The sequence below is a fragment of the Saccharopolyspora taberi genome (assembly GCF_039534165.1).
In the GTDB taxonomy this organism is placed as follows: domain Bacteria; phylum Actinomycetota; class Actinomycetes; order Mycobacteriales; family Pseudonocardiaceae; genus Saccharopolyspora_D; species Saccharopolyspora_D taberi.
In genome coordinates, this window is the sequence record NZ_BAAAUX010000001.1 from 24,455 (window position 1) to 46,346 (window position 21,892).

Consider the following 21,892-nt stretch of genomic DNA (forward strand, 5'->3'; position numbering starts at 1 on the left):
GGGTTACCTCGGTTCGTCGGGGGTGGTTGGGGAAGTGGAGCCGGGTTCGACGCAGCCGACGCCGTCGTACGTGGTGCCGCTGGGCGAGAGCAGCAGCACGGGGCGCAGCTCGTATCCCGCGGGGCAATCCGGGCCGGGTTCGCCGCGGTCGCCCTTCTCGCCCTTCTCGCCTTGCGGGCCAGGCTCGCCGGGCGGGCCGGGCGGCAGCGGCCCGACGTCCGCTGTGCTGCCGTCGGAATAGGTCACCAGCAGCCGGCCGCCGGTGGTGTCGACCGCGGCCACACCGCGGCCGTCGGTGCCGTCTTGCCCGTCGGTGCCGGGTTCGCCTTGCGGACCGGCGGGGCCGACGATGCGGCCTACGGTGTCGCGGGTGCCGTCGGAGTAGATGACCAGCAGATCAACGCCTTGCACGGTGGTGGCGGTGATGCTGCGGCCGGTGGCGCCGTCGCGGCCGGTGACCGGTCCGAGGTCCCGTCGGGTGCCGTCGGTGTAGGTGACGACCAGGTGCCCGTTGTCGATGCTTGTCGAGGCGATGCCGCGAGGCACGGCGGGCGGGTTGGGCTGTTGGGCGATCCTGTCGGCCGACAGGCACGCGGCGCCGAGCCGGGCCGCGGCGTCGCCACCCTGCGCGCACACGCGGGCCACGTCGTCGGCGAGCTGGTCAAGGGTGCGTTCTGCGGATGCGGCGCGCCCGGTCTGCTGCTCGGCCTGCTGTGTGCGGGCGCCGAGCGTCAGGGTGAGCCACCCGACCCAGCAGACGAGCAGCACGAGCACGGCGACGCGTGCCCGCGCCCAGGTCATCCACTTCGGTCGAGTCATGCGTTCCCCCGTCGTGCCTGCGCCGCGGCGTCCTCCGCGTGCCAGCGGGCGCGGCGTTCGTCGTCGAGCTTCTGCGCGAGCTCGTCGGTGCGGCGCTCTTGCGCGTCGAGTCGTTCGCGAAGTTCGGCGAGCTCGGCGTCATGCGCGGTGTTGATCCGGTCGAGCTCGGCGGCGTGCCGCGCTTCGGCGTCGGCGAGTGCCTGCCGGTAGTCGGTGCGGTCGCTGCTCGCGTGCCGCATGACGAAGAACAGGAGGGCGAGCAGGACGCCGCCGATACCGGCCTGTGGTGCGACGGTGGCCAGGATTCCGGCGACGTCCACGCGCGCCCCCTTTCGTGATCAGGCGAGGGCGAACCAGAACAGTTGATTTGCGCGGGTCCACACGCCCGACGTCATGTTCAGTGACGCCGGCGGCGGGTAGGTCTGGCCGCCCTGGTACACCGAGTACGGCTGTTCGCCGATGAGCAGCTGGGCACCGGTGCCGGTCGGCGTCGAGGACAGCCGCGGCGATGTGGTCCAGCCCGTGACGATCAGGCACAGCGCCACGTACTGGCCTTCGGTGATCGCCAGGCTGCCGATGCTGATGTGCCGGACGCCGGTGGCGTTGACGTGCTCGACGCCGAAGCGGAACACCCGCTCGGTCAGTGCCGCAAGCGAGCTTCCGGTGTAGACCTTGACGTCGAACGTGCCCGTACCGCCGGCAGCGGCAGAGGTGACGCAGAACCGCATTTCGCTCGCGGTGAACGTCTTGGTACTGCGGGTGGCGACCGCGGTCATGAACCCGTTGGACACAGATTCGCCCCATTGGCAGTCGGATCTCTGGTGCGAGCTGATCACGTCGCCGTAGAGCGCGGTATCACTGGCCGTGGTGGGAACCAGGTTCGTCGCGGCGGTTTCGAGGGTGGTGACCCGCCCCGACAGGGTGGTGACGCTGCTCGTGGTGGCCTTCGCGTCGAGTGCGGCCTGTAGGCCGGTCACGTCGCTGATGGCGTGGGTGTGTGCGGCCGGGGTCGGCGTGGTCGGCGACCAGGTGCCGCCGGAGTAGGTGAGCACCTGTCCTGTGGTGGCGCCGGTCGTGGTGACGTCGGTCAGCTCGTCCAGCGTGGTCGCGCCGCCACCTTCGCCGCCGCCGGTGTTGTCGGTGCCCGGCGCCCATCCGGTGCCGGTGTATTTGAGCACCTGCCCGGAGATTGCACCCGTGGTGTCGACGTCGGGAAGGTCGCCGAGCGCGGGCGCCGGCGCGGTCTCCAACGTGTCGATTCGGGTATCGAGCGCGTCGGTGGTCGTGGTGTCCGCCTTGCCTGCGAGCGCGGTGGACAGGCCGGTCACGTCGGACTGTGCGTGCGTGTGCGTGGCGTTGGCCTTGCCCGCGAGCGTCGACGACAGGCCGGTGATGTCGGACTGCGCGTGCGTGTGGCTCGCCGGCGTCGGCAAGCCGTTGACCCACCCGGACGCGTTGCGGATCACGGCCTGACCGGTCGCCGGCGTGGTGATCGTGACGTCGGTCAGATCGTCCAGCGCCGGCGGTGGCGCGGATTCGAGATCGTCGAGCCGGTTCCCGTGCGCGTCGAGCAACGGGCCGTAGCCGTTGGACTGGTCGATCAGGGCGTTTTGCGCGGCGGATTCGAGGTTGCCGCCTGCGGGCACGTACGGAATGGTCACGGGTCAGCTCCAATAGCCGTAGTCCCAGCGATCCGCCGGCGTGGTGCCGTCCCACTTCGACGCGCCAGGGGGTTGGATCATTTCGACGGTGTAGGTGTCGGTGAGGCCGGCATCGGCGTCGAAGACGCGGCGGATTCCGTAGATTTGCAGCCAGATTCGCGGGCCGAATCCGGCGGCGTCGGCGACTTCGATGGTGTCGCCGATCTGCACCCGCGGATCGCCGGGCACGGTGATCGTGTCCGACACGGGAATGGGGCGGCCGAGCCGGGCGACGAGCCGTTCGAGCAAGACCCGCATGACCCATTCGTCTTGCTGCCAGGTGTTGCCGGTCAGTTCGATGACGCGCTCGCCGGCCAGGGCGATGGATTCCGTGTTGCGGACGGTCCAGGTTTTCGCGGCGTCTTCGGCCACGACGGTGCCCTGAATGCGGAATCGGCTCGCGCCGTTGGGGTCGACGTGGCCTATCGGCTCGTCCCAGCCGTTCCACACCCAGAGGCGGGCAAGGTCGCGGCTGATGAACTTCTGCTCGGTGTCGCCGGTCGTTCCCTCGCGGTAGTCCGTGCCCGTGTACGGCTTGCGGCCGGCGAACGGTACTTCGCTGTCCCAGAACCCGTTTTCGGGGATCACGGGAAGGTTGAACGGCTCGACGGCGATGATGGCATCGCCGGTCGGGATGAATGTTTCGAGCGCTGTCCCTGCCGCGACGACGAAATCCACCGGCAGTAGCTCGCCGGACGCGGCGCGGTAGAGCGGCACGCCGTCGGATGCGAGGTCGTAGGCGATGCCCGACACCGCGCGTCCGCTGGTCGTCGTGACGGTCCAGACGTTGCGGATGCTGTCGACGGTCGAGCGCAGCCGTAGCCCGGTGAAGTCGTCGACGGTGAACCGCCGGACGACGCCGGTCTGTCGGTCGAGCACGTCATCGAGCGTCCAGAACGTGAACCGCCCTTGCTCGTCGAAGAACACGCACCCGAACTCGGCGGCGGCGATCTCCTTTGCCAGCGCCCACGCTTCGCGGCCGGTCTGCCGCAGCGTGTGCGTGAGCCGGTTGTTGCCGGCGCTGATCACTGCCGTACCCGCCGGTGCGGTGTCATAGCTGAAGTTGCCAAACCAGGTAGCGCCGGCCACCTGCACCACGTAGACATCCGACACCGCGTAGGTGTGATCGATGGTGACCAGCCCCGACAACGGGTCCGTGAGGTTGGGCGCGTTGCGTCCGGTAAGGATCTGCTCTGCCGATACGGTGCTGTTGACCCGCATCTGCATCGTGATCTGCGTTGACGAGTTGGGAAGGAACCGCGCTTCTACGTAGTTCCACCCGGCGACCATGAACAGGTACGGGCCGGTGCCGACCCCGCCGGCCTGGTCGATCAGGCGCGGCGCGACACCACCGTTGCTGTTTTCGATGACGATCTGCATCCGGTTTTTGCGGATTTGCAGGGTGATCGGCGCCGAGTCGGCGTTGACGTTGTTACCGGGCCAGTGCACCCACGCGCCCATGACCCACGTGGCTTGCATCGTGCCCGCCACGCCACGGTCTTGCTCGTCGACCCAGTATTTGTGGTACACGGGCGTGACGCCCACGGGCGATGCTTCGTGCGCGAGGTAGCCGTGGGGTCCGTCGCGGTATGCCTCCGCGCGCGCACGCGTCGCAGAGTTGGCCGAGGTCTCCCATTCCTCCGTGCGCTGGTAGGTCTGGTCGTTGTCCAGCGTGCCCACTTCGGGGATCACGGACCCGTGGAAGGGCACGGACAGCACGGGGCCGAACGCGGTGCCGGACTCCTGCCCCTGCCACCACGCCCACCGCTTCGGCGGTCCCATCGTGAAACCGCCGGCGCGGGCGCACAGGTCGATGATCGCCGCCGAGTCGGTGAGCCCGCCACGCTTTACGCCCTGCTGCAAGGCGCGTTGCAGGATGCCGGACGGGGCGAGGTTGACCGGGCCGCGGGTGAGCTCGACGTGATCGAGGCATTCGATGTGGACTTCGCCGGTGTCACGGTCGGCGGTGATGTCGCGGACGATGCCGGTGATCTGCCGGAAGTCCTCCCATCCGGCATCGGTCCACACGCCGATGTCGAATCGCATCGGCGTGCCTTCGGGCAGCTGCCCGAAGAACGGGCCATCGGGGTTGGTGGCGGCGAACCAGTAGGCGAGCGGTTCGCCGTTGAGCTCGCCGGCCAGGGTCAACGGCAGTGATGCGGCGGCTTCCCCTTCGACGAGCATGATTTCTTCGGGGACGGTGCTCGATAGGGCGTGCTCGCGCTCGCCGGTGCGCACGAACCGCGACAGGTCAGACAGCTCATGGTCGAACGCGCCGTCGCGGTTCCAGTCGATGAGCAGCCGCGGCCGGAAGTACCGTTCTCGGGCGGTGATCGCCGCGGCGGCGGCCGGGGTGTGCGCGAGCACGGTTAGACCTCCTGCAAGGTGAGCGTGGGGTGTGACTGGCCGCGACGGGCGGCGGTGACCGGCATGGAGTCGACGGAGCAGACCGGGGCGCCACCGCCCAGCGCCCATGCGGTCGCTTCGGTGCCGGCTTCGACCTGCGCGGCGGCGACCGTGAGCACGGCGTTGGGGTTGGGGGTGGCGGTCGGGACGATCGACGGCGACAGGCCGATGACGCCGGCGGTCGGCGGCACGGTCACGGTGAGCCGCGACCACACGCCGGCGGTCAGCACGACATCGGTGCCGGTGACCGCCGCGGTGTAGCCGGTGGCGGTCCGCAGATCGGCGACCAGGCGCACCGTGACGGCGTGGGTGGATTGCACGTAGGCCGATGCGGTCACGGTCTCGTCGGGAAGGATGGGCGCCGGGTGGTCGCGGTCGAGACGTAGCGCGGCCGAGACGGGCCACAGTGACCACGCGAGCGCGTCACCCGCGGGTGGCGCGTCGTCGGGCCACACGGCGGCGGGTGCCAGGTTGCCGGCGGTGACGGTGATGGCGCTGGTGTCCCGTCCGCCGTAGCCCACGCTCGCAGCAGCGCGCGAGAGCCGGTTCGAGCGCCATCCGGGAAGCACGAACCGCAGCGGTCCGCGCACGTGTCTGTCCCGCAGGGCTTCGAGGTAGTCGCGCTCCACATCCGAAAGCCAGCGCCATTCGAAGGGGAACTTGCGGCGGGAACCGAGATAGTCGACGGTGACCGCGCCGGACAGGGCGACGTGCATGCCGCCCTGTCGCGACGCTTCTACCTCGAAGTCCTGGCGGGGCGCCCGCATCGGGCGTAGGCGCCCCAACGGGCCGAGGTACAACGGCACGGCTACCTCCTGCGGTTACTTGCCTGCGCGCGGTTGACGACACGAGCAAGCACACGGCCGCCGGTGTCGTCGAGCACCATCGACATGCCGGCCAGGGCATCGCGAAGCTCGTCCACCCGGATCGGTCGCGTCGACTCGCCGCTGTCGCCGTGGTTGTTGGTGGTGTGCGTCGACGGCGGGCTGTAGGCGAGGCCGGCGGGTGCGGCCACGCCGGGCACGCCGACGCCGAGCCCGATCCCACCGGGAGCCAGGGCCGAGCGGACTTGGCCGGCGACGCGGTGCGCTGCGGCGACCGCGGCTGTGCCGTCGGCGGCGATGGCCGAGGCAAAGTCCGTGATCAGCGCGCGACCCGAAAACGTGGTGTAACCGGAGCCGGAGAACGGGCCTTCCTTCGCAGGGCTGAACGGGAACAGGTTTCGGATCGACGACAGGACGCCGGACACCTTGCCCTTCAGCCAGCCGACCGCACCCGAGATGCCGTCCCACAGCCCTTGCAGCAGCGCGCGGCCGGAATCGACCAGCAGCGAGCCGAGGTTGCCGAGCGCGTCGAGGATCGACCCTGGCAGTCCACGCACGAAATTCACGACCGCCGATACTCCACTGTGGACGGCATCGCGGGCAGAATTCCATGCGTTGGTAACAAATTCGACGATCGAGCGTCCCGCGGACTGCACGGTTTCGACGCACCACTGCCACGCTGTCGACACCCACTCGGACACCGCCGACCAGGCCGATTGCGTCCACGAAACGACGGTGTCCCAGTTGGCCACGATCAGCGCGACCAGGCCGACAACGGCGGCGATCACCCACCCAATCGGCCCCATCGCAACAACCCAGCTCGCGGCCATCACGACCGCACGCGCCATCGCGCCGGCCGCCATCACTGCCCACTGCGCAACCACCTGCGCGGCGGTCACCGCCATCGACGCGACCGCGCGCGCGGCCATCGCCGCGAACTGCGCCCCGACCTGCACGGCCATCACGACCAGCGACGCAACCGAGCGTGCCGCCATCACCGCGAACTGCACAGCGGTGGTCACCGCCATGCGAACCGCGTTGGCGATCCACGCGGCCACCGCCCCAGCGAACCGTCCCATCGCGGCGAGCATCCGGTTGGTCGCCGTGCCCTGCGTGGTCGCGGCGGTGAGGAACTTCCCGCCGAGCGTCGTCAGTCCCATGATCAGCGGCGCCAGGCGCGCGCCGACCAGGCCGATAACCGTGATCCACGCGAGCACGCCGGCAACCACGGACTGAACGGGCGCGGGCAGCGACGCGAACGCCGATGCCAAGGTGCCGACTACGGACGCCACGAGCGGAAGGATGCTTCCCAGATGGCCGGACACCTGCGCGAGCAGGGAGAACACGGCGGCGATCTGCTCTTGCCCCTGCGCGGACTGCGACCATGCGGCCATCTGCCCGGTCAACTGCACCAGCGTGGCAAGGAACGCTTCGCCGTTGGGGGACGCTGCCCGGAAGATGTTCACCAGGACGGTTCCGACGTTGCGGGCGACCGTCCACAGCTGCCGCAGCACTTCGATGCCGCCGCGCATGAACCGTTCGAGGGCACCGGATTCGCGGGCCGCGGCCACCATGTCGGCGAGCCGTTGCGTGGCCGCGCCGGCGCCGCCGGTCATCTCGGCGAACAGCCGCGACCCGACTTCGGAGAGGTCGAGAAAGATGGAGATCAGCGGCCGGGCGGTGGCCGCGAGATTGCCGGTAGCGACCGCCGACGAACCCATGATGGATTCGACGGTGCGCACCTGCCGCGCTTCACCGAGGAACGCGCCCACGTCGAGCGCGGCCCGGTTGAACCCGGTAGCAATCGCGGTCATTCCGGCGCGCAGGACGGGAATGTACTTCCCGCCGAGGTCCCGCACCTGGGCGGAGGTACCGGCGAACGCCGCATCTTGCACGGCGTCGGTCAGCTTGTCCCACTGCGGCACCAGGTCACGCACGGCTTTCGCGGTGGCCTGCGCGTTCGGGGACAGCTCGGCGAGTGCTTCGGCGAACGCTTCCGGATCGCCAAGGTTCTTCATGGCCTCGCCGAAACCGGACGTTGCCACTTTCAGCGTGGCCATGGCCGCGCCGCCGGCGACCGCCACGCCGGGCAGCATCGCCAGGGCGCCGACCGCGGCCACGCCGGCGTTGCCGACCAGGCCGAGCGCGCCGGCCGCGGTCACCGATGCGGACGTGACCTTGCCGACCGACTCGGACGCTTTCAGCGCGTGCGGGCCGAAGTCCCGCAGTCCCTTGCGTGCGCGGGCGAGCGCCCGATCCCACCGGGTGGTGTCGAGTCGCAGGTATCCGACGAGCTCGCCGACGGTGAGGGCCACCGGATCACCCCCTGTCGGTCATCGCCGAGCGGCCTTGCGGGCGGCTTTCTCGGCGTCGGTGTCGGGTGGTGTCAGGGCGCGAGCGAGCCGGGATTCGCACGAGAGCAGGCCGACGATTCGGGCGCGCAGCCACCGCCACGAGCGCGTACGCAACACGCCCGAATCGACGTCGATGCCGTAGAACTCGTGCAAGTCCGCTTCGATCAGCGCCCAGCGCGAGAGGACTTCCCGCCACGAGTGCCCGCCTTCGCGGGCGTCTTGCGCGCCGGGGGCGTACCACTCGGCGATGCCGGTTGCGGGGTCGATCGGGCCGTGCGTCGCTGCGCCCGATTCCCCGCGGGACGTTCCGGGCGGCCACCGGCCGACCAGTACGCCTCTGCGGTTTCGGGGTCGACGGTCCAGTGAAGAAACGCCGTCATGCCGGCGACTTTCAGCGTGGGCCAGGGCAGACCATCGGCCACCATGTCGTCGTAGGCGCCGCCGAGCGCGGCCCGGTACATGTCGAGCTCGGCGGCGTCGTCGACAAGCTCGGCCGTCGGCGCGGGCGCGTCAACCTCAGTCTCAACCGCGGCGGCGGTGCCGATCATCCAATCGGACAACCGCTGCAACCGAAGACCAGTCGCGGCGTCCGGCGGATCGACGGTGTAGACCTTGCCCCGGATCGGCAGTGACAACGTGGGGTCAAGGAATTCGTCGAGGTCGCGGAGAGCCATCAGGCGCCACCGCCGGCGGTGCCGGGGTTGGCGATCTCGACCGGCTCACCCTGACCGGCCAGAGTGAACGAGAACGGTTCCAGGTCGGTGACCTCGCCGCCCTTGGTGAAGTCCGTAACGTTCGCGGTGCCCTGGTAGGCATCCGGCGAACCGTCGCGCCGGTACCAGCGCACAGAGATCGCAGCATCGAACCCGACCTTGCGGGCGGCCTTGCGGATCAACTCCTGGCCGGGATCGGGGGTGTAGGTCTGCGCGGCGTCGTCACGCTTGCGCTTGCCCTCCGCCTCGATCTGCCACTTCCGCTGGGTCACGACGTCGGAACCCCACCCGCCGCTGTCAAAGTCGCTGTCGTCCTCGGTGTTGTCGTCGCCGGACTCTTCGAACTTCGTCAGCCCCTTGACGGGCACCCACGTGTCCGGGGTGACGGGGTCCTCGACTTCGAGCGTCCAGTCCTTCGCGAGCATGCTGCGCAGGGCCATGATGTGCCTCCTACTGGCGGTGGGCCGTCGGGTGATGGGCGGTCAATCGGTAGTTGCTGACGTGCTCGTATCGGCCGCTGCTGTCTCGGCCCATCGGAGCGGAATTCAGGAACTCGACCAGGTGCACGCGCACACCGGACAGGTCGAGGTGTGTGGCGCCGATCAGCGCCTCGAACGCGGCGTCGATCAGGTCGAGCGCGTCGCGCGGGTCCTGCCCGGCCGAACGTGCCCGTACCTGCACGCCGAGCACGTCATCGGCCTGCGTGGCATCGACGGTCACGCGGTACGGCGTCAGCGCCACGATCCGCGCCGGGGCGGCCGGAACAGCGCCGACAACGATGCCGGTTTCGGTGTCGGTGTAGACGCCGGATGCCCGGTAGGTGCCGACGCCGTGTTCGGCGAGGTAGCCCGCGAGCCCGTGCGAAAGGTCGCGAGTCCAGCTCATGAGCCCAGCGCCTTTCGGATGCTGGACCGTACGAGCGCGGCCACCGTGTCGGCTTCGGTCGACATGGGCTGTTCGAGGTACTTGGCCTGTCGACCGGCGTCGTGCCGCCACGTCAACTCTTCGTGCTGCCGGGCCGCGTACACGGTGTCGTAGGACACGGCGGCGCTCATGCTGGACTCGTCGACGCTGGCCACCCCCGAACGTTCAAGGGTGGCTTCTTCGAGCGGTACGAGCTGACGGGAGACGCCGAGCACGTGTTCGGCCGCGAGCTCCAACCCTTTCAGCGCGCCGGCACGGGCGCGGCCTGTGACGCGCTCGCCGTTCCATTCGGTCTTGACGGTCAACGCCATCAGGTCAACACCACCTCGACGTGAGAAGGGACAGGAAGCCGTCCGCCATCGCGGCGCTTCGCCGTGATCACGGTTGAGCTCGTGCCGTCGGGCAGCGTCACCCGTGACCCCGCCGGCGCCACGGTGGACAGCGGCGCGTAGAGCGTGGTTTCGCTGACTACTTCGGTGCCGGCGTCGTCGCGCACCAGGCGCCGCGACGCATCGACCACCGCCCGCACGGTGACGGGGTCGCCGTAGATGTCGCCGTATGCTCCGCTGCCCTCATAGGCTTCGATCACGACATCGCTGCCGGCCTGCGCGAGCAGGAAGCGGGGAATGCCTGCCACAGCGCCCCCTTTCGGCTACCGGTGAACGATGTAGCCGGGCAGCAGCCCGGCCAGTCGCAGCGGCCGAGAGACCGTGTCCGGTGTCCGCCCGTCGCTACCGTCGGCATTGCCGGCACCGTTGCGGGACAGGGAAACCGACCCGATGGAAACGGTGCCCCACTGCCCGGCCTGCCCGGACTCGTCGCCGGTTTCCAACCAGTGCACGGCCTGCGCGCATGTGGCATCACGGAACGCGGCGACATCCTCGGGATCGACCGGCATGCCGTCGGCATCGGTGTCGTAAATCGCGGTGAACGTCAGTTCTTCCACCGCTTCGGACGCGCGCGCGAGCAGCCGCGACGCTTCCGGCTCGTCGGGAATCACCGCATCGGCCGGCGCGTAGGCGACGAGCTCGGCGCGGGTGGCGTACACGCGAGGCACCGGTCAGCCCTCGCCGTCGGTGAAGAACCGCGCGAGATCGTCACGGGTCAAGCTTTCGGCGTCGTCGCGGGACATGCCCTGCGACACCGCGTAGTCGAGCCAGTCGGACTTTCGGGCGCTGGGCTTCGGCATCTCGACCGGTCCCGACGCGGGCGCGGCGGGCTGCTCGTCGCCGTCGATGCTGTAGGCATCGTGCCGGCGGAAGTACGCAAGCGCCGCCGGGTCGCTGGTCTCTCCGGTGCCGTCGACGAACTCGACGCCGACGACCGTGCCGGTGTACGGGGTGGGTGCGCTCACGCGGGCCACGGGCTACCTCCGGGGTAGACGGGCGGTAGTGGACGAGCGGGTGTGCTCGCCCACTACCGAACCGGGTCAGGGGGTCGGGGTCTGCACGACGACGCGGAACGCGCCCGCGGAACGGGTGTGCTTGACGACGACGCCCACCGGCCCCATCTCCACTTCACCGGTCTTGACGGCGCCGGCGGTGGTGAAGTCCGGGAGCCACGTCTTCACCAGCGCGCCGGGGGTGGACACGGCGTGCACGCCGTCGAGGCCGAACCGCACCGCGTACAGCGACGTGACGCCGGTCGGGCCGTCGGTGTCGATGATCGGCGCGGCGCTGCCGGCCTTCTCCCGCGGGTTGATCAGCGGGATACCCCGGTACGCCTCGACCTCCTGACCGAACGCGTTCGGGGACCGGTCGTAGTAACCGGCGCGACGCGCCAGGCTGCGGATGCGGGCGATGCCCTTGTCACTGCCGAGGATCATCGACGGGGTGCCGTCGAGCGAGTCCAGCCATTCGTCGAGCTCGTCGAGTGCGTCGTGCCGCCCGTCCTCGGTGGACAGGTCAGCCCACGACGTGACCGCGGTGCGCTCGGTAACGGTGCCGGTCACGGCCTTGTCGATGCCGTCGAACCCGTTGGCCTCGACCGCCTCGTCCCCGTTGACGAACGAGTCCGCGAACTTCGCGCGGGTCGCCTTGATCAGCTGGCCGATCTGGTAGCTGACCTCATTGGACGCGGCCGGGCCGAGGTTGCCAAGCACCCGGTCGACCTCGAACGCGCCACCCAACGGGTTCAGGTCGACGCTGTAGCGCTCGCGCTTGGCGTCCGCCTTGGTGTACTCGCTGTTGTAGGCACGGAACGCGGCGCCGCGCTCGGTGATGTGCCGGGTGTAGGCATAGGTGAGGGTCGCCCCACCGCCGGCCGGCGACACGGCCGGGTCGAACGTCAGGGCGTCGAGGATCGCGCTGGACTTGCGGAACTCGTCGATCACGGTCAGGTCGACCGCATCGGTGGTGTTCTTCGCAGCGTCGGCGAGGGTGATCGCCATGGTTGTTGTCTCCTTGCGGGTCAGGCGCGGCCGTATCGGGCGGCCACTGCGTCAGTGAGTGACTTCGGCTTGCTCCCGGCACCGGACCCGCCGGCGTGTTCGGAGCTGGAACGGCCCGGCGCCTGGCCGGCGGCCTTGTACTTCGGGTTGTTCCTCACCGTCTCGGACACGAGCTTGTCGATGTCGGCGGCGAAGCTGTCGCCGTTCGGGTCGAGCTTGTCGAGCTCGGCGGCGAACGAGCGGGAGTCGAGAAGGGCATCGATGTCGGCGGTGTGCTTGCGGGCGGCCTTTTCGGCGGCACGCTCGACGCGCAGAGACCGAAGCTCGGTGTCTCGCGCGGTGAGCTGCTGGGCGAGCTCGTCGGCCGTCGGTGCCTTGCTGCCGTCGTCGATCAGGCCGAGCGCCTTACCGAGCTGCTGCACGAGCTCGGTGCGGGCGGTCTCGGCGGCTTCGGTCGCGGCCTGCTGCTTGGCGTTGGTGCGCGTGGAAGCGTTCTCCTTGCGGAGGTCGCGCACCATCTTCGCCAGGGCGGCCGGTTCGAGGTTGGCGAGGTCGTCGGCGGCGTCGCCCTGCTGGCCGGTGTTGTCGGGCTGTCCGCCCTGCTGGCCGGTCCCGCCGTTCTGGCCGTTGTCGTTGCCCTGGCCGGTGTCCTGCTGGCCGGGCTGCCCGCCCTGGTTGCCGTTGTCGCCGGTCGGGTCGTTGTCGGTGGAACCGCCGAGCACGGGCCAGATCGGGCCGCGGCGGGTGAAGCCGAGCGCGCGCAGTCCGGTCACGGGATGGATGGGCAGGTGGTGCACGGGAACCTCCTGGGTCACCGGTGATTGCCCGGCGCCTGGCCGGGCATGACAAACACCCGGCGCGGCAATGCCGGCCGGGTGGGCGATTGGAGCGGGAGTGTGGCTAGTGCGCGTCTATCGCGCGGCGTCGTGCCTGCTGCCAGACGTGGGCGAGCGCGCGACGTTCGCGGGTCCGCGCGTCATGCTCGGCGCGCTGCGTGTCGGTCATGCGCGCGAGCTCCCAGGGCTTCAACGGCGCCGCATAGTACGGATTCGGCGCCGGGCGCCTGGCGTTTCCGGCTGCGGTTCCGGCGTCGCGGGCGGCGCGGACCTGGTCGCGGGTGATGGTCATCGCAACCAGTCCTCCCCACCTGTCCGGAATCCCGCATCACGTGCGGCGTTGGTGTCGCCGAGCAACTGCGCGGCGAACTCGTCGAACGTGATTCTACCGTGTTCTTCCCACCATTCGAGCAGTTCATCGCTCGCCCATTTGCGTGCACGTGCCGCGGGACCGGTGAACAATTCGCGCGGGTCAACTCCGGCGGCTTCACCCGCATTGGACAGGAGGTAGCCGTTGGTGTCGGCTTCGGCCTGCCAGTACTGCTCGTCGATGTACTTTCGGTACGCGGCGCGGGCGAGCTCGTCGAAACCGCGGCCGGTGAAACCGTCTGCGCGTAGCCGGGCGATGGCGTCTTCGCGGCGTTGCTGTTCCACGCTTTGGCCGGTGGCTTCGGCCCACGCGTCCTCTTCGGACATTCCCTCGGAAACGAGACGGTCGTATTCGGCGAGCTGTCGTTCTTGCTCGGCGATGCGCTGGGACTCGCGGCGTTCGCGGTCACGCTGCCGACGCGCTTCGGCATCCTGTTCGGCTTGCTCGGCGGCTTCCTGCCGTCGATCGAGCTCGGCAAGGATCGCTTCAACAGCGTCGTCGTTGTCACCGTAGGTTCCGAGCGCTTCCGCGAGCTCGTCATCGGACATCGCCGTGAAGTCCGGCAACGGCTCGGCGGGCTGGTCGAGTAGGTCGAGCTGGTCGACATCGTCCGTGGCGCGCACGGTCTGCGGGTCCTCGCGCGGTTGGTCGTCGAGTGGCCGGCGCGCTGTCGGGACCGCGACACCCTCGAACGTCGTATCGGCCGGTGCGGCAACCACGCCCGTCGCGCGGGTTGAGTCGGTCGCGATGTTCCCGGCGCCGGGCTGCTCGCGGTAGCGGAGCCGCTTCAGCTTCGGGTGTTCGGCCAAGTGGTCGCGAAGGATGCCTTGCCACTCGCGAACCCTGCGATTGGCGGCCTTGCGGGCGTCGTCGTCGAGCGCAACCACGGCCCGCAACTTGTACTTGCGGATCGTGCGCTCTATCTCGCGTTGCCGCTGCCGCGCCTTGTCCCCTTCGGGGTCGGCGGTCGGCTGCGGCGGTGGCTTCGTCACACCAGGCAGGTAGGCACTGACGGAGTGCCGGCAGTTCGGATGGAACAGGCCCCGCAGCTGTGCACCGGCGAGCGTGTCGACGATCTCGACCGTCACCGGCTCGTCGGTGAGCGCGTGCGGCACCTGCACTTCACCGGTCGGCCCGTCGTCGATCCGCAACACGCGGCCCTCGAACGGGCGGCACAGCCCGCATTCCTGCGGCGCGTTGGACACGTACACCAGCGACACACCGGCCGCGCGCAGACGATCCGTCTGCCCCTGCACCGCGGCCCGCTGGGTCACGGTGCGGGTGGCCATCTCGGCGTAGGAACCGAGCTTCCAGCGTCGGCCGGCGCGGTCGTAGAACGACGTGATACCGCGGGTTACGAACCGCTGCCACGCGGATTGGGCGGCCTGGCGGCGGGTTTGGGTGCCGGTGAGGATGCGGGCGGTGGCTGCGGTGATCACGGCCCGGTAGGTGTCGAGCACGTCGCGCAGCACGTTGCGCGAGCGGGCGCCGACATCGGCGTGAACCGATGCGGCGAGCGCTTCCATGGCGGCGAAGCCGGGCATCTCTTCGGCTGCGGCCTGTGCCTGCTCGGACAGGCCGGAACGCGGGAACCAGCGGCGCGGTAGTTCGTCGAGCGCCGAGCGCCATCCGGCGCGGAACGCATCGGCCGCGGCGTGGCGGAACGCTTCCGACGAATCGGCCTGTAGCGCGGCGAGGATCGCTTGTGCCGAGCGGCGAAGTGCCCGGACGGCGCCGAGCTTGCGTTCGGCCCATGCGGGCGCCGGCATGTCGCGGTCAAGGTCACCGCGCAGGTACCGGGACATCAGGACGGCGAGCGCGGTTTCGGCTTCGCGGTAGAGCTGGGCGACGGTGGCGGCGATCCGGTCGAGCTCGTCGGGGTCTGCCGCCACCGCACCCACCACCCATCGCTACTGCTCGCCGAACGGCTCGCCGCCGGCCGCGGCGTTGTTCAGGAACGCGGCGGGGTCGGGGTCGTTCGCGCCCTGCTCGTCGTGGATGCGCTGAACCTCCGCGGTCACCTGCGGCTCGTCCCAATCCGGGTGGACCATGCGCACCCGAACCTCCGTGGACGCGGCTTCTGCGGCGAACAGGGCTTGCGCAGTGCGCGCGAGTGCTTCGGGGTCGGGCTGTGCCCGGTCGGGAAACTCGACCTTCGGCAACTGGTCGCCGCTACCGGGTCCGTTGAACACGGCGCGGTCGACGTCGAGCAGCGCGGCGGTGATCCGCGACAGTCCGGCCGCCCAGTAGAGCGCCTTTTTGTCGCGGGTGCGCTCGCTGATGCGTTCGCGCGCGGCGATTTCGGTTGCGGTCACCGGGGCGCCGCCGTCCTGGTCGCCGAACGTCGCCGGGCTGTAGCCGGCGGCGCGGAGCGCGGCGCGCACGAGCTCGGCCGCGGTGTCGCGGTGTTCCTGCACGCGGATGGCGAACTGGTTTGCGGTGATCTGCGTTCCGCCGTCCTTCCCTCCGAGCGTGTTGACCGTGGTGAATAGCTCGCGCTCGTCGTCGAAGCTCGCGCCCTGGCCGGGGCCGTTGTTGTCCAGGTAGGACGTCGGGACGATCAGCCGGCCTTTCGCCAACCGGATGTCACGCATCCACGAGCTGTAGGTCTCGTCGAGGGCGTCGAAGAGTCCTTCGATGCCGTCGAAGTCGGACCGGCCGAGCGGCGCAAGGTCGGGTGTGCCGCGCCACTGTCGGGACGGGCGGATGTTGGGCACGTAGGCGGCGGTGAGCCGATGCGTGCCGGTGGTGATCGCCGAGCTGTCATCGACGAGCTCGGCGGCCCATCCGGTCGCGGTGTGCTCGGTGAGCGGGATCGGGCGGCCGAGGTCTTCGGCGGTGCCGTCGTAGAGCTGGTGCACGATGCGGCCCGGCTCGTGCCGTTCGAGGTGCCGCAAAACCTGCTGTCCGTCTTCGGCCACGATCGACCAGAACGTGACCGCGGACAGCTGCTTGTAGCGCCACTCCGGTACCGCGGCATCGGCGTCGACGGTGTCGAGCATCGCGTGTTCGGCGAGATCCTGATCCCAGATGACCCGCAGGTATCCGCCGCCGAGCGCCGCGGTGATCTCCGCGGATTCCAGCAGGGCGGAGTGCGCGGCCGGGGTGTTCATGATCTCGTCGAGTCGCTGCTGTGCCGTGGTGTCGTCGAGCAGCAGCCGCGGGGGTTCGGCGAACAGCAGATCAGCCGATGCGGTGGCGATGTCTGCGGCCAACGGCACGTGCAACCGGGTGGGGCGCTGGGTGAGCGGCGCCGGGCGGCCCCAGAAGAACCGGGAGACGGCGCCGACGAGTCCACCGCGGTACTGCGATGGGCGGTTGCGCACGGTCGCGCCGCTGTAGGTGGCGGCGAGCTCGTCGGGATCGCCGGTGTACCAGGCGTTCCACTCGGACATGCGGGTTTGGGCGTCGTCGAACGGGGCGGGAGGCCAGGCGGTCACTGCTCGTCCTCCTGTCGTTCGAGCTCGTCGGCGACTTCGCGCAGGAACGCGGCCGTAGCTTCGCGGGTGGCCAGGGGATCGGCGGTGACAGTGCCGATGCGGTGGCGGGGTCCGTCGCCGGCGCTGATGTAGATCGGCACGGTCGGCCGTTCACGGTCGGGCATCGCGGTACCCCCTCACACGTCGATGGTTTGCCGCCACAGGGCTTCGGTCGTGGCGATGGCGTAGCGGCCGGCGTCGAGTGAGTGATCCGCGGTCTTGATGGGCTTGTCTTCGCCCTTGTCGGTCGCGGTGTCATCCCACGAATAGCCGGGCGCTTCGGTGATCCAGCCCTTGCAGCGGTCCGAGACGCGTAGCTTGTGGGCGCCCAGCAGCGTCGCCACCGTGCGGATGCCGTAGGCGACGTCGTTATCGGCGGCCTGCGTGGTCGTGCCGTCCTGGTGCAGCTGCACTCGGAACGACGCGGCGGCCGGGTCGGCTACCACCCACTGTGGTCGGATGCCTTCCTGGGTGGGGTGGTGCTCGGCGTCGAGCCATCCGCGGATGCCGGCCGACAGTTGCGCGTCGGTCAGCCGTGCTTGCGCGTGCGCGGGGTCGTGGCGCCACTCGTCGAGGAAGTACAGCGTTTCGTCGACACCTTCGCCGAGCATGAGCGCGGCGGTGGCGTTGGTGGTGCCGTAGTCGATACCGACCGCGAGCACGCGCCGCATGTCGGGCAGCTCGGCCCATGGGATCACGTGCTCGTCGGGATTCCACATGTCATACACGGCGCCTTCTGCGGCGACCCACTCGCCGAGCACGAACCGCCGATACCACAGGCCGGTGTACTCGCGGCGAATCGCGGCCTTGTACTCCGCGGGGAGCGCCGGGTTGTCGTCGAGGGCAAAGAAGAACCCGCGCCAGTCGCCGAGCTGTCCGAGCCGGTCGAGGTACCGGCGTTTGAGCCAATGCGCCGGCGAATCCGGGTTGGTGGTGCCGAACAGCTGCGCACCCGGAACGGACATGCGGCCGAGCAGCTGCACGAAAAACTGTTCGTCGATCACCGTGACTTCGTCGACGTACGCGCCGGCGCACGTCAACCCGCGCAACACCTTTTCGGCTTTCGCGTCGGACGCGCCGAGCACGTACACGGTGCGGCCAAGGATCGTGGCTTTGAGCGCGCCGGCGGTGTAGTGCACCTGGTCGGCGAGCGCACCGAACAGCGACGGGTCTTGCAGCGGGGCGAAGACGTTGCGGGCCGCACTGTCGCGGGTGCGGCCGACGACGACGAGCTGACCGCCGCGGGGTGCTTGGCTGACGTAGATCAGCCACCGCAGCAGGCTCGCGATGGTCTTGCCTGACCGGATGGCGCCTGACCAGATGTTGACGCGTGCCGCCGATCCGCGCAGCGACTCGATTTGCTTCGGCGACAGCGGCAGATCAGTCGTCGCCGTCATCGTGACCCGGTGCGGTGATGCCGAGCGCTTCGGCCAGGCTTCCGAGCATGGAGCGGGCGGCTTCGGCCTGTCCGTCAGCGTCGATCGCTTCGAGCTTGGCCGCGGTGGTCAGGTGCGTTGATATCGACGACGACAGGTGTCGCTCGTCCTGCGCGGGAACGTGGCCGAGCCGTTCGGTTTCGATGCCGTTGATGGTGGTGGCGGTGAACCGGTACTCGTCGGCTTCGAGCGTTTCGAGTACGCGTTCAGCGCGGGTGTAGAGGCGGTCGACGAGCTCGGCGCGGCGTGCGCGGTTGTCGCGCTGCTTGGCTTCGGTTGCTGCGGCGGTCGCCGATCGGTCGAACGATAGTCCGAGCTCGCGCGCGATGACGGTCACGGTTCCGGGCGAGCGACCCATGAGTTTCGCGATGTCGTTGCGGGTCTTGCCCTGCTCGTGCAGCTCGCGCACGCGCGCGCGCTCGGTGTCGGTGACGGGAGTCAGGCGACGCGCCACAGTGCGTCACCCCCCGATGTGCGATGTACGCCGGTGGGCGTTGAGCCGGTCGGACGGGATTCGAACCCGCATCTACGCGTCCGGGCGGTGGTGTTGCCACTGCCGCCGTCGTCGTGCTCTGCCGTTGAGCTACCAACCGTGGTGCCGGCGAGGGTGAGCGAGAGTAAGCCTCGCCGGCGCGACTCGAACCGAGGATTTCAGACGGATGCGGACACACTTCGGCCCGCACAAACGTGATTTAAGCACAAAGCGTCAGTCCGTGCCAGTTGGCACGAGCTGACGGTTTCGCGTGGCCTTATCTGCGAGGATCGCCGCGCACACCTGCGCGTCGTAGAGCGGCCGGATGCCTTCCCGCTTCGCGACGGGGCACATGGCACGAATCGTGTTGAAGCTGCGGCCGGTCAGCCTCGCCAGGGTCGCCCGGTCGACCAGGGCGCCGGTACCGGTGTAGCGGACGAGCGGCGGACGCCCGACGCGCTCACCTCTTCCGGCGCTTACGGGAACGGACCGGAAGGGTGCGCCATCGGGTGCGGTGTGACCAGCGTTTGACCCATCCGCGGTGTCCGTGTCGGGCGTGCATCGCCCGCCACTGCGCACGGGATCGGAACTTGCCCATGACTTCCCCCTCACGGTCACGATGCGGCCCCCATCGCTTCGAACGCGAGCCGCTGCCCGAAGGTGAGCAGCGTGAGTCCATCGTAGGTTCCGCCGCAGTCGCCACAGCGGACCGCGACGGTGCCGGTGTCGCCGATCGGGAACAGCGGGCCGCCGCATCCACCGCACGGCGCAAGGGACCGCGGCGGTGCCTCACCCGCGAGCCGACGAGCCTGCCCGTGCAGTTCGCGGATGTCGTCGGCGAGGTCATCGACCCACGCCTGTCGGGTGCACCAGTCGATGCGGCCGAGCAGATATCGCGACTCGGTGGCGATGGTCGCCGCGCCGCTGCGGGCAGCTTCGGGTGGTTCACCGAGCCGCTTGCGTTCGTCTCGCACCCACAGGGCGAGCGCGGCAAGCGTGCCGACAATCGACCGCGTGGCATCGTCGATGTCGTCGGGTCCGACCGCGTGCGCGACGCTGCGCGGGTCGCGAGCGGCGATCACGTCGAGGTTGGCCGGCGGACGCGAGCCGTAGCCGGGGGAACGGCGCCCGCTGTCGCCCCCGACACCTGGCGTGGCGTCGAGGGCGTCGGCGTACTGCTCAATGTCGCGCAGCCGTGCCCGCATCTGCTCGGCGCACTGCGGGCAGCACCAGCGGCCGAGCTCGGCCGGGCGGGTGCAGCGGCCGATCGTGCACGGCTGTGCGGCGTGGTCGAACACGGCTACCTCCGGTCGGTGCGGTTGTTGTAGGCGTTGACCCGCTGCGCGATTTGCGCCATGACCGGGCCGATGGGCTGCGGTTCGAGGGCGCCGCGGGGGAAGACAGCCTTGCGTTGTCCGTGCTTGTCGATGCGCTTGCGCTGGGCACCGACTCGGCGAGCCATCCCGCGCAGCATCACCGACAGGACTTCAACGCGGGCGTCGAGCTCGTCGGCTTTGTCGTCGAGCTTGTCGCGCTCGGTTTCGGCCGCGGTAAGCCGTTCCCTGAGCTGGGCGGTACCCGTTGCCGCCGCTTCACGCAGCCGCTCTGCCGTCTCGCCCCGCTCGCGCATGGCACCGACGAACTTGGCGAGCGTCTGCCCCGTGCCGCGGGTCCATCCTGCGGCTTCGACAACGTCAGCGAGGATGCGCACGTGGTCGCGCTTCGCCGCTTCGGCGTTGTCGGTGCGCGCCTTCCAGTTGTCGACGGTCCGCTGTAGCGCGCCCGCCTCCTGCGCCCAGTAATCCCGGTCGCCGAGGACTTCGGTGGCTTCGGCGAAGTGGCCGCGGATGTAGGCCACGACGTCGGCGGGGGTGGCGGTGTCGGGCTGTCCGGTGATGTCGCGTAGCTCGTCGAGCGCGGTTTTGATCCGGTCGTAGTTGGCGCGGGTGACCGGGTTTTCGATGGGCCGGGTGTTGACGAAGTCGGTGATGCGGTCGGCGGTGCCGTCCGCTGCGGTCTCGCGGGTCATCTCGGCGAGCGCTTCCCGACGGGTTGGGTTGTCCTGCCAGGTGCATTCGGTCGACACGTGGTGTCCGTCGTGGCCGGCGTCGAGCTCGCACGGCTCGTTTGTCCAGCCACCGCGGGACGGGCACGGCTTCGGCCCGGCCGCGGACTGGTGTTCGCCGAGCAGCCAATCGGCGACGTGCAGCACGTCAGCCGCGGCGGCGGTGACTTCGCCGTGTTTCACGAGCACGCTCATGGCGCGGTCGAGGGCGTCGGCGCGCTGTTCGGGTGTGGTGGTCACTGCTGGGTCTCCTGTCGGGCGTCGTGCGGGGTGAGGCCGAGCGCGTCGAGCAGTGCGGCGCAGTCGGCGACGGAGTGCGCGTGGTCGGCGACGTAGAGGGCGGCACGGCGCCGCTCGTCGGCGGTGTTCGGCTTCGCGGCGCCGGCGGCCAGGCGGCGGCGATCGAGCTGCGGCGCGATGGTCACGACGTCTCCCGCGGGTATGCGTCGGCGGTGGGGTGCGCCCAGACGTAGCCGCTGCGCATGGCACGGCCGAGCTCCATGTGCCCGTTCACGGTGACGGCCGATTCGGTGGCATCGGGGAACCGTGCGAGCAGGGTTAGACGCCCGCCGTCGCGGCTGCCTGCCGCGCTGAGTGCCTGGTGTACGGCGCGGTCGGCGGTGATCTGGCGTTCGGCCAAATCGTCGCCGTCGTGAACGGTAAGGAACACGACAACGGCGACGCGGTTGTCTGCCGCGGTCACGGGGTCACCTCCGGGGCGAGCGGTTCGACGATGAGCACCAGGCCGGCGGTGTCGCCGAGCACGATTTCGGGCATGTGCTTTGTCATGAGGGCGGGCACGTCGTCGGCGACGATTCCGGCATCGACCAGGCCATCGGCGCAGGCTTTGAGCGTGGGTACGGCGTTGTCAGCGTCGCGGCGGCGCCGGTCGGTGACGGTCCAGACGAGGCGGACCGTGCACCGACCGAGCGCGGGGATGTTGCGGGCGGCCACTTTGGCGGCGTGCCGGACGGCGCGGGTGATCTTTGCCTTGCGCGCCCAGTGCATGCGCTGGTTCGCGGTGAGCGGTGGGCGCTGGTACGGCAGGTCGAGCCGGTACGTGGTCGGCGCGGTCACGGGGTGGCCTTTCGGGTTGGTGCCGGGG

The 21,892-nt window shown here is 69.8% G+C and carries 27 protein-coding genes and 1 tRNA gene; all 28 read right to left on the reverse strand.

What is annotated here, in order from left to right:
- Positions 1–3: 3 nt before the first annotated feature.
- The 28 genes from ABD691_RS00140 to ABD691_RS00275 all read right to left on the reverse strand — a co-directional run bounded on the left by ABD691_RS00140 (position 4) and on the right by ABD691_RS00275 (position 21,864).
- On the reverse strand, positions 4–819 hold the full coding sequence (locus ABD691_RS00140) for a hypothetical protein (RefSeq protein ID WP_344677219.1): 816 nt from the start codon (positions 817–819) through the stop codon (positions 4–6).
- Positions 816–1,139 (reverse strand): hypothetical protein, encoded by a 324-nt coding sequence (locus ABD691_RS00145; protein WP_344677220.1) that lies wholly within the window; start codon positions 1,137–1,139, stop codon positions 816–818. The genes ABD691_RS00140 and ABD691_RS00145 overlap by 4 nt, the downstream gene beginning before the upstream one ends.
- Before the next feature lie 18 nt (positions 1,140–1,157).
- Complete coding sequence (locus ABD691_RS00150; protein WP_344677221.1) at positions 1,158–2,480, reverse strand: phage tail fiber repeat family protein; 1,323 nt, start codon at positions 2,478–2,480, stop codon at positions 1,158–1,160.
- Positions 2,481–2,483: 3 nt separating this feature from the next.
- A complete protein-coding gene (locus ABD691_RS00155) occupies positions 2,484–4,886 on the reverse strand; it encodes a hypothetical protein (RefSeq protein ID WP_344677222.1) in 2,403 nt (800 codons plus the stop codon).
- A gap of 2 nt (positions 4,887–4,888) precedes the next feature.
- The gene (locus tag ABD691_RS00160; RefSeq protein ID WP_344677223.1) at positions 4,889–5,731 is read right to left on the reverse strand and encodes a hypothetical protein; all 843 of its coding nucleotides are present in this window, start codon (positions 5,729–5,731) and stop codon (positions 4,889–4,891) included.
- A 2-nt stretch (positions 5,732–5,733) separates the two neighbouring features.
- A complete protein-coding gene (locus ABD691_RS00165; RefSeq protein ID WP_344677224.1) occupies positions 5,734–8,064 on the reverse strand; it encodes a phage tail protein in 2,331 nt (776 codons plus the stop codon).
- 18 nt (positions 8,065–8,082) lie between these two features.
- Entirely contained in the window at positions 8,083–8,256 is a 174-nt protein-coding gene (locus ABD691_RS00170) for a hypothetical protein (protein ID WP_344677225.1), read from the reverse strand.
- A gap of 11 nt (positions 8,257–8,267) precedes the next feature.
- Positions 8,268–8,777, reverse strand: a complete 510-nt coding sequence (locus ABD691_RS00175; RefSeq protein WP_344677226.1) for a DUF7426 family protein — start codon at positions 8,775–8,777, stop codon at positions 8,268–8,270.
- Positions 8,777–9,256 (reverse strand): phage tail tube protein, encoded by a 480-nt coding sequence (locus ABD691_RS00180; protein ID WP_344677227.1) that lies wholly within the window; start codon positions 9,254–9,256, stop codon positions 8,777–8,779. The genes ABD691_RS00175 and ABD691_RS00180 overlap by 1 nt, the downstream gene beginning before the upstream one ends.
- Positions 9,257–9,266: 10 nt before the next feature.
- Positions 9,267–9,701, reverse strand: a complete 435-nt coding sequence (locus ABD691_RS00185) for a minor capsid protein (protein WP_344677228.1) — start codon at positions 9,699–9,701, stop codon at positions 9,267–9,269.
- Positions 9,698–10,051 carry a hypothetical protein gene (locus ABD691_RS00190; RefSeq protein WP_344677229.1) on the reverse strand — a complete coding sequence of 118 codons (354 nt, stop codon included), beginning with the start codon at positions 10,049–10,051 and terminating at the stop codon, positions 9,698–9,700. The genes ABD691_RS00185 and ABD691_RS00190 overlap by 4 nt, the downstream gene beginning before the upstream one ends.
- Entirely contained in the window at positions 10,051–10,377 is a 327-nt protein-coding gene (locus ABD691_RS00195; protein WP_344677230.1) for a hypothetical protein, read from the reverse strand. Before ABD691_RS00195 ends, ABD691_RS00190 begins: the two co-directional genes overlap by 1 nt.
- Positions 10,378–10,392: 15 nt before the next feature.
- Positions 10,393–10,788 (reverse strand): head-tail connector protein, encoded by a 396-nt coding sequence (locus ABD691_RS00200; protein WP_344677231.1) that lies wholly within the window; start codon positions 10,786–10,788, stop codon positions 10,393–10,395.
- A gap of 12 nt (positions 10,789–10,800) precedes the next feature.
- Positions 10,801–11,094 (reverse strand): hypothetical protein, encoded by a 294-nt coding sequence (locus ABD691_RS00205; protein ID WP_344677232.1) that lies wholly within the window; start codon positions 11,092–11,094, stop codon positions 10,801–10,803.
- Between the two features lie 75 nt (positions 11,095–11,169).
- On the reverse strand, positions 11,170–12,129 hold the full coding sequence (locus ABD691_RS00210; RefSeq protein WP_344677233.1) for a major capsid protein: 960 nt from the start codon (positions 12,127–12,129) through the stop codon (positions 11,170–11,172).
- Positions 12,130–12,149: 20 nt separating this feature from the next.
- Positions 12,150–12,926 carry a hypothetical protein gene (locus ABD691_RS00215; protein ID WP_344677234.1) on the reverse strand — a complete coding sequence of 259 codons (777 nt, stop codon included), beginning with the start codon at positions 12,924–12,926 and terminating at the stop codon, positions 12,150–12,152.
- 103 nt (positions 12,927–13,029) lie between these two features.
- On the reverse strand, positions 13,030–13,257 hold the full coding sequence (locus tag ABD691_RS00220; RefSeq protein ID WP_344677235.1) for a hypothetical protein: 228 nt from the start codon (positions 13,255–13,257) through the stop codon (positions 13,030–13,032).
- On the reverse strand, positions 13,254–15,227 hold the full coding sequence (locus ABD691_RS00225) for a phage minor capsid protein (RefSeq protein ID WP_344677236.1): 1,974 nt from the start codon (positions 15,225–15,227) through the stop codon (positions 13,254–13,256). The genes ABD691_RS00220 and ABD691_RS00225 overlap by 4 nt, the downstream gene beginning before the upstream one ends.
- A gap of 18 nt (positions 15,228–15,245) precedes the next feature.
- Complete coding sequence (locus ABD691_RS00230; RefSeq protein ID WP_344677237.1) at positions 15,246–16,775, reverse strand: phage portal protein; 1,530 nt, start codon at positions 16,773–16,775, stop codon at positions 15,246–15,248.
- Entirely contained in the window at positions 16,772–16,939 is a 168-nt protein-coding gene (locus ABD691_RS00235) for a hypothetical protein (RefSeq protein WP_344677238.1), read from the reverse strand. Before ABD691_RS00235 ends, ABD691_RS00230 begins: the two co-directional genes overlap by 4 nt.
- Positions 16,940–16,951: 12 nt before the next feature.
- Entirely contained in the window at positions 16,952–18,211 is a 1,260-nt protein-coding gene (locus ABD691_RS00240) for a PBSX family phage terminase large subunit (RefSeq protein WP_344677239.1), read from the reverse strand.
- Entirely contained in the window at positions 18,195–18,704 is a 510-nt protein-coding gene (locus ABD691_RS00245; RefSeq protein WP_344677240.1) for a helix-turn-helix domain-containing protein, read from the reverse strand. The genes ABD691_RS00240 and ABD691_RS00245 overlap by 17 nt, the downstream gene beginning before the upstream one ends.
- A gap of 45 nt (positions 18,705–18,749) precedes the next feature.
- Positions 18,750–18,843 (reverse strand) — tRNA-OTHER (locus ABD691_RS00250).
- Positions 18,844–19,336: 493 nt separating this feature from the next.
- Complete coding sequence (locus ABD691_RS00255; protein ID WP_344677241.1) at positions 19,337–19,927, reverse strand: hypothetical protein; 591 nt, start codon at positions 19,925–19,927, stop codon at positions 19,337–19,339.
- 95 nt (positions 19,928–20,022) lie between these two features.
- Positions 20,023–21,027: a hypothetical protein gene (locus ABD691_RS00260; RefSeq protein WP_344677242.1), complete on the reverse strand. Its 1,005-nt coding sequence runs from the start codon at positions 21,025–21,027 to the stop codon at positions 20,023–20,025.
- Positions 21,024–21,212, reverse strand: a complete 189-nt coding sequence (locus ABD691_RS00265; RefSeq protein WP_344677243.1) for a hypothetical protein — start codon at positions 21,210–21,212, stop codon at positions 21,024–21,026. The genes ABD691_RS00260 and ABD691_RS00265 overlap by 4 nt, the downstream gene beginning before the upstream one ends.
- Positions 21,209–21,490, reverse strand: coding sequence for a hypothetical protein (locus tag ABD691_RS00270; protein ID WP_344677244.1), 282 nt, complete (start codon positions 21,488–21,490; stop codon positions 21,209–21,211). Before ABD691_RS00270 ends, ABD691_RS00265 begins: the two co-directional genes overlap by 4 nt.
- Positions 21,487–21,864, reverse strand: a complete 378-nt coding sequence (locus tag ABD691_RS00275) for a RusA family crossover junction endodeoxyribonuclease (RefSeq protein WP_344677245.1) — start codon at positions 21,862–21,864, stop codon at positions 21,487–21,489. Before ABD691_RS00275 ends, ABD691_RS00270 begins: the two co-directional genes overlap by 4 nt.
- Positions 21,865–21,892 lie beyond the last annotated feature (28 nt).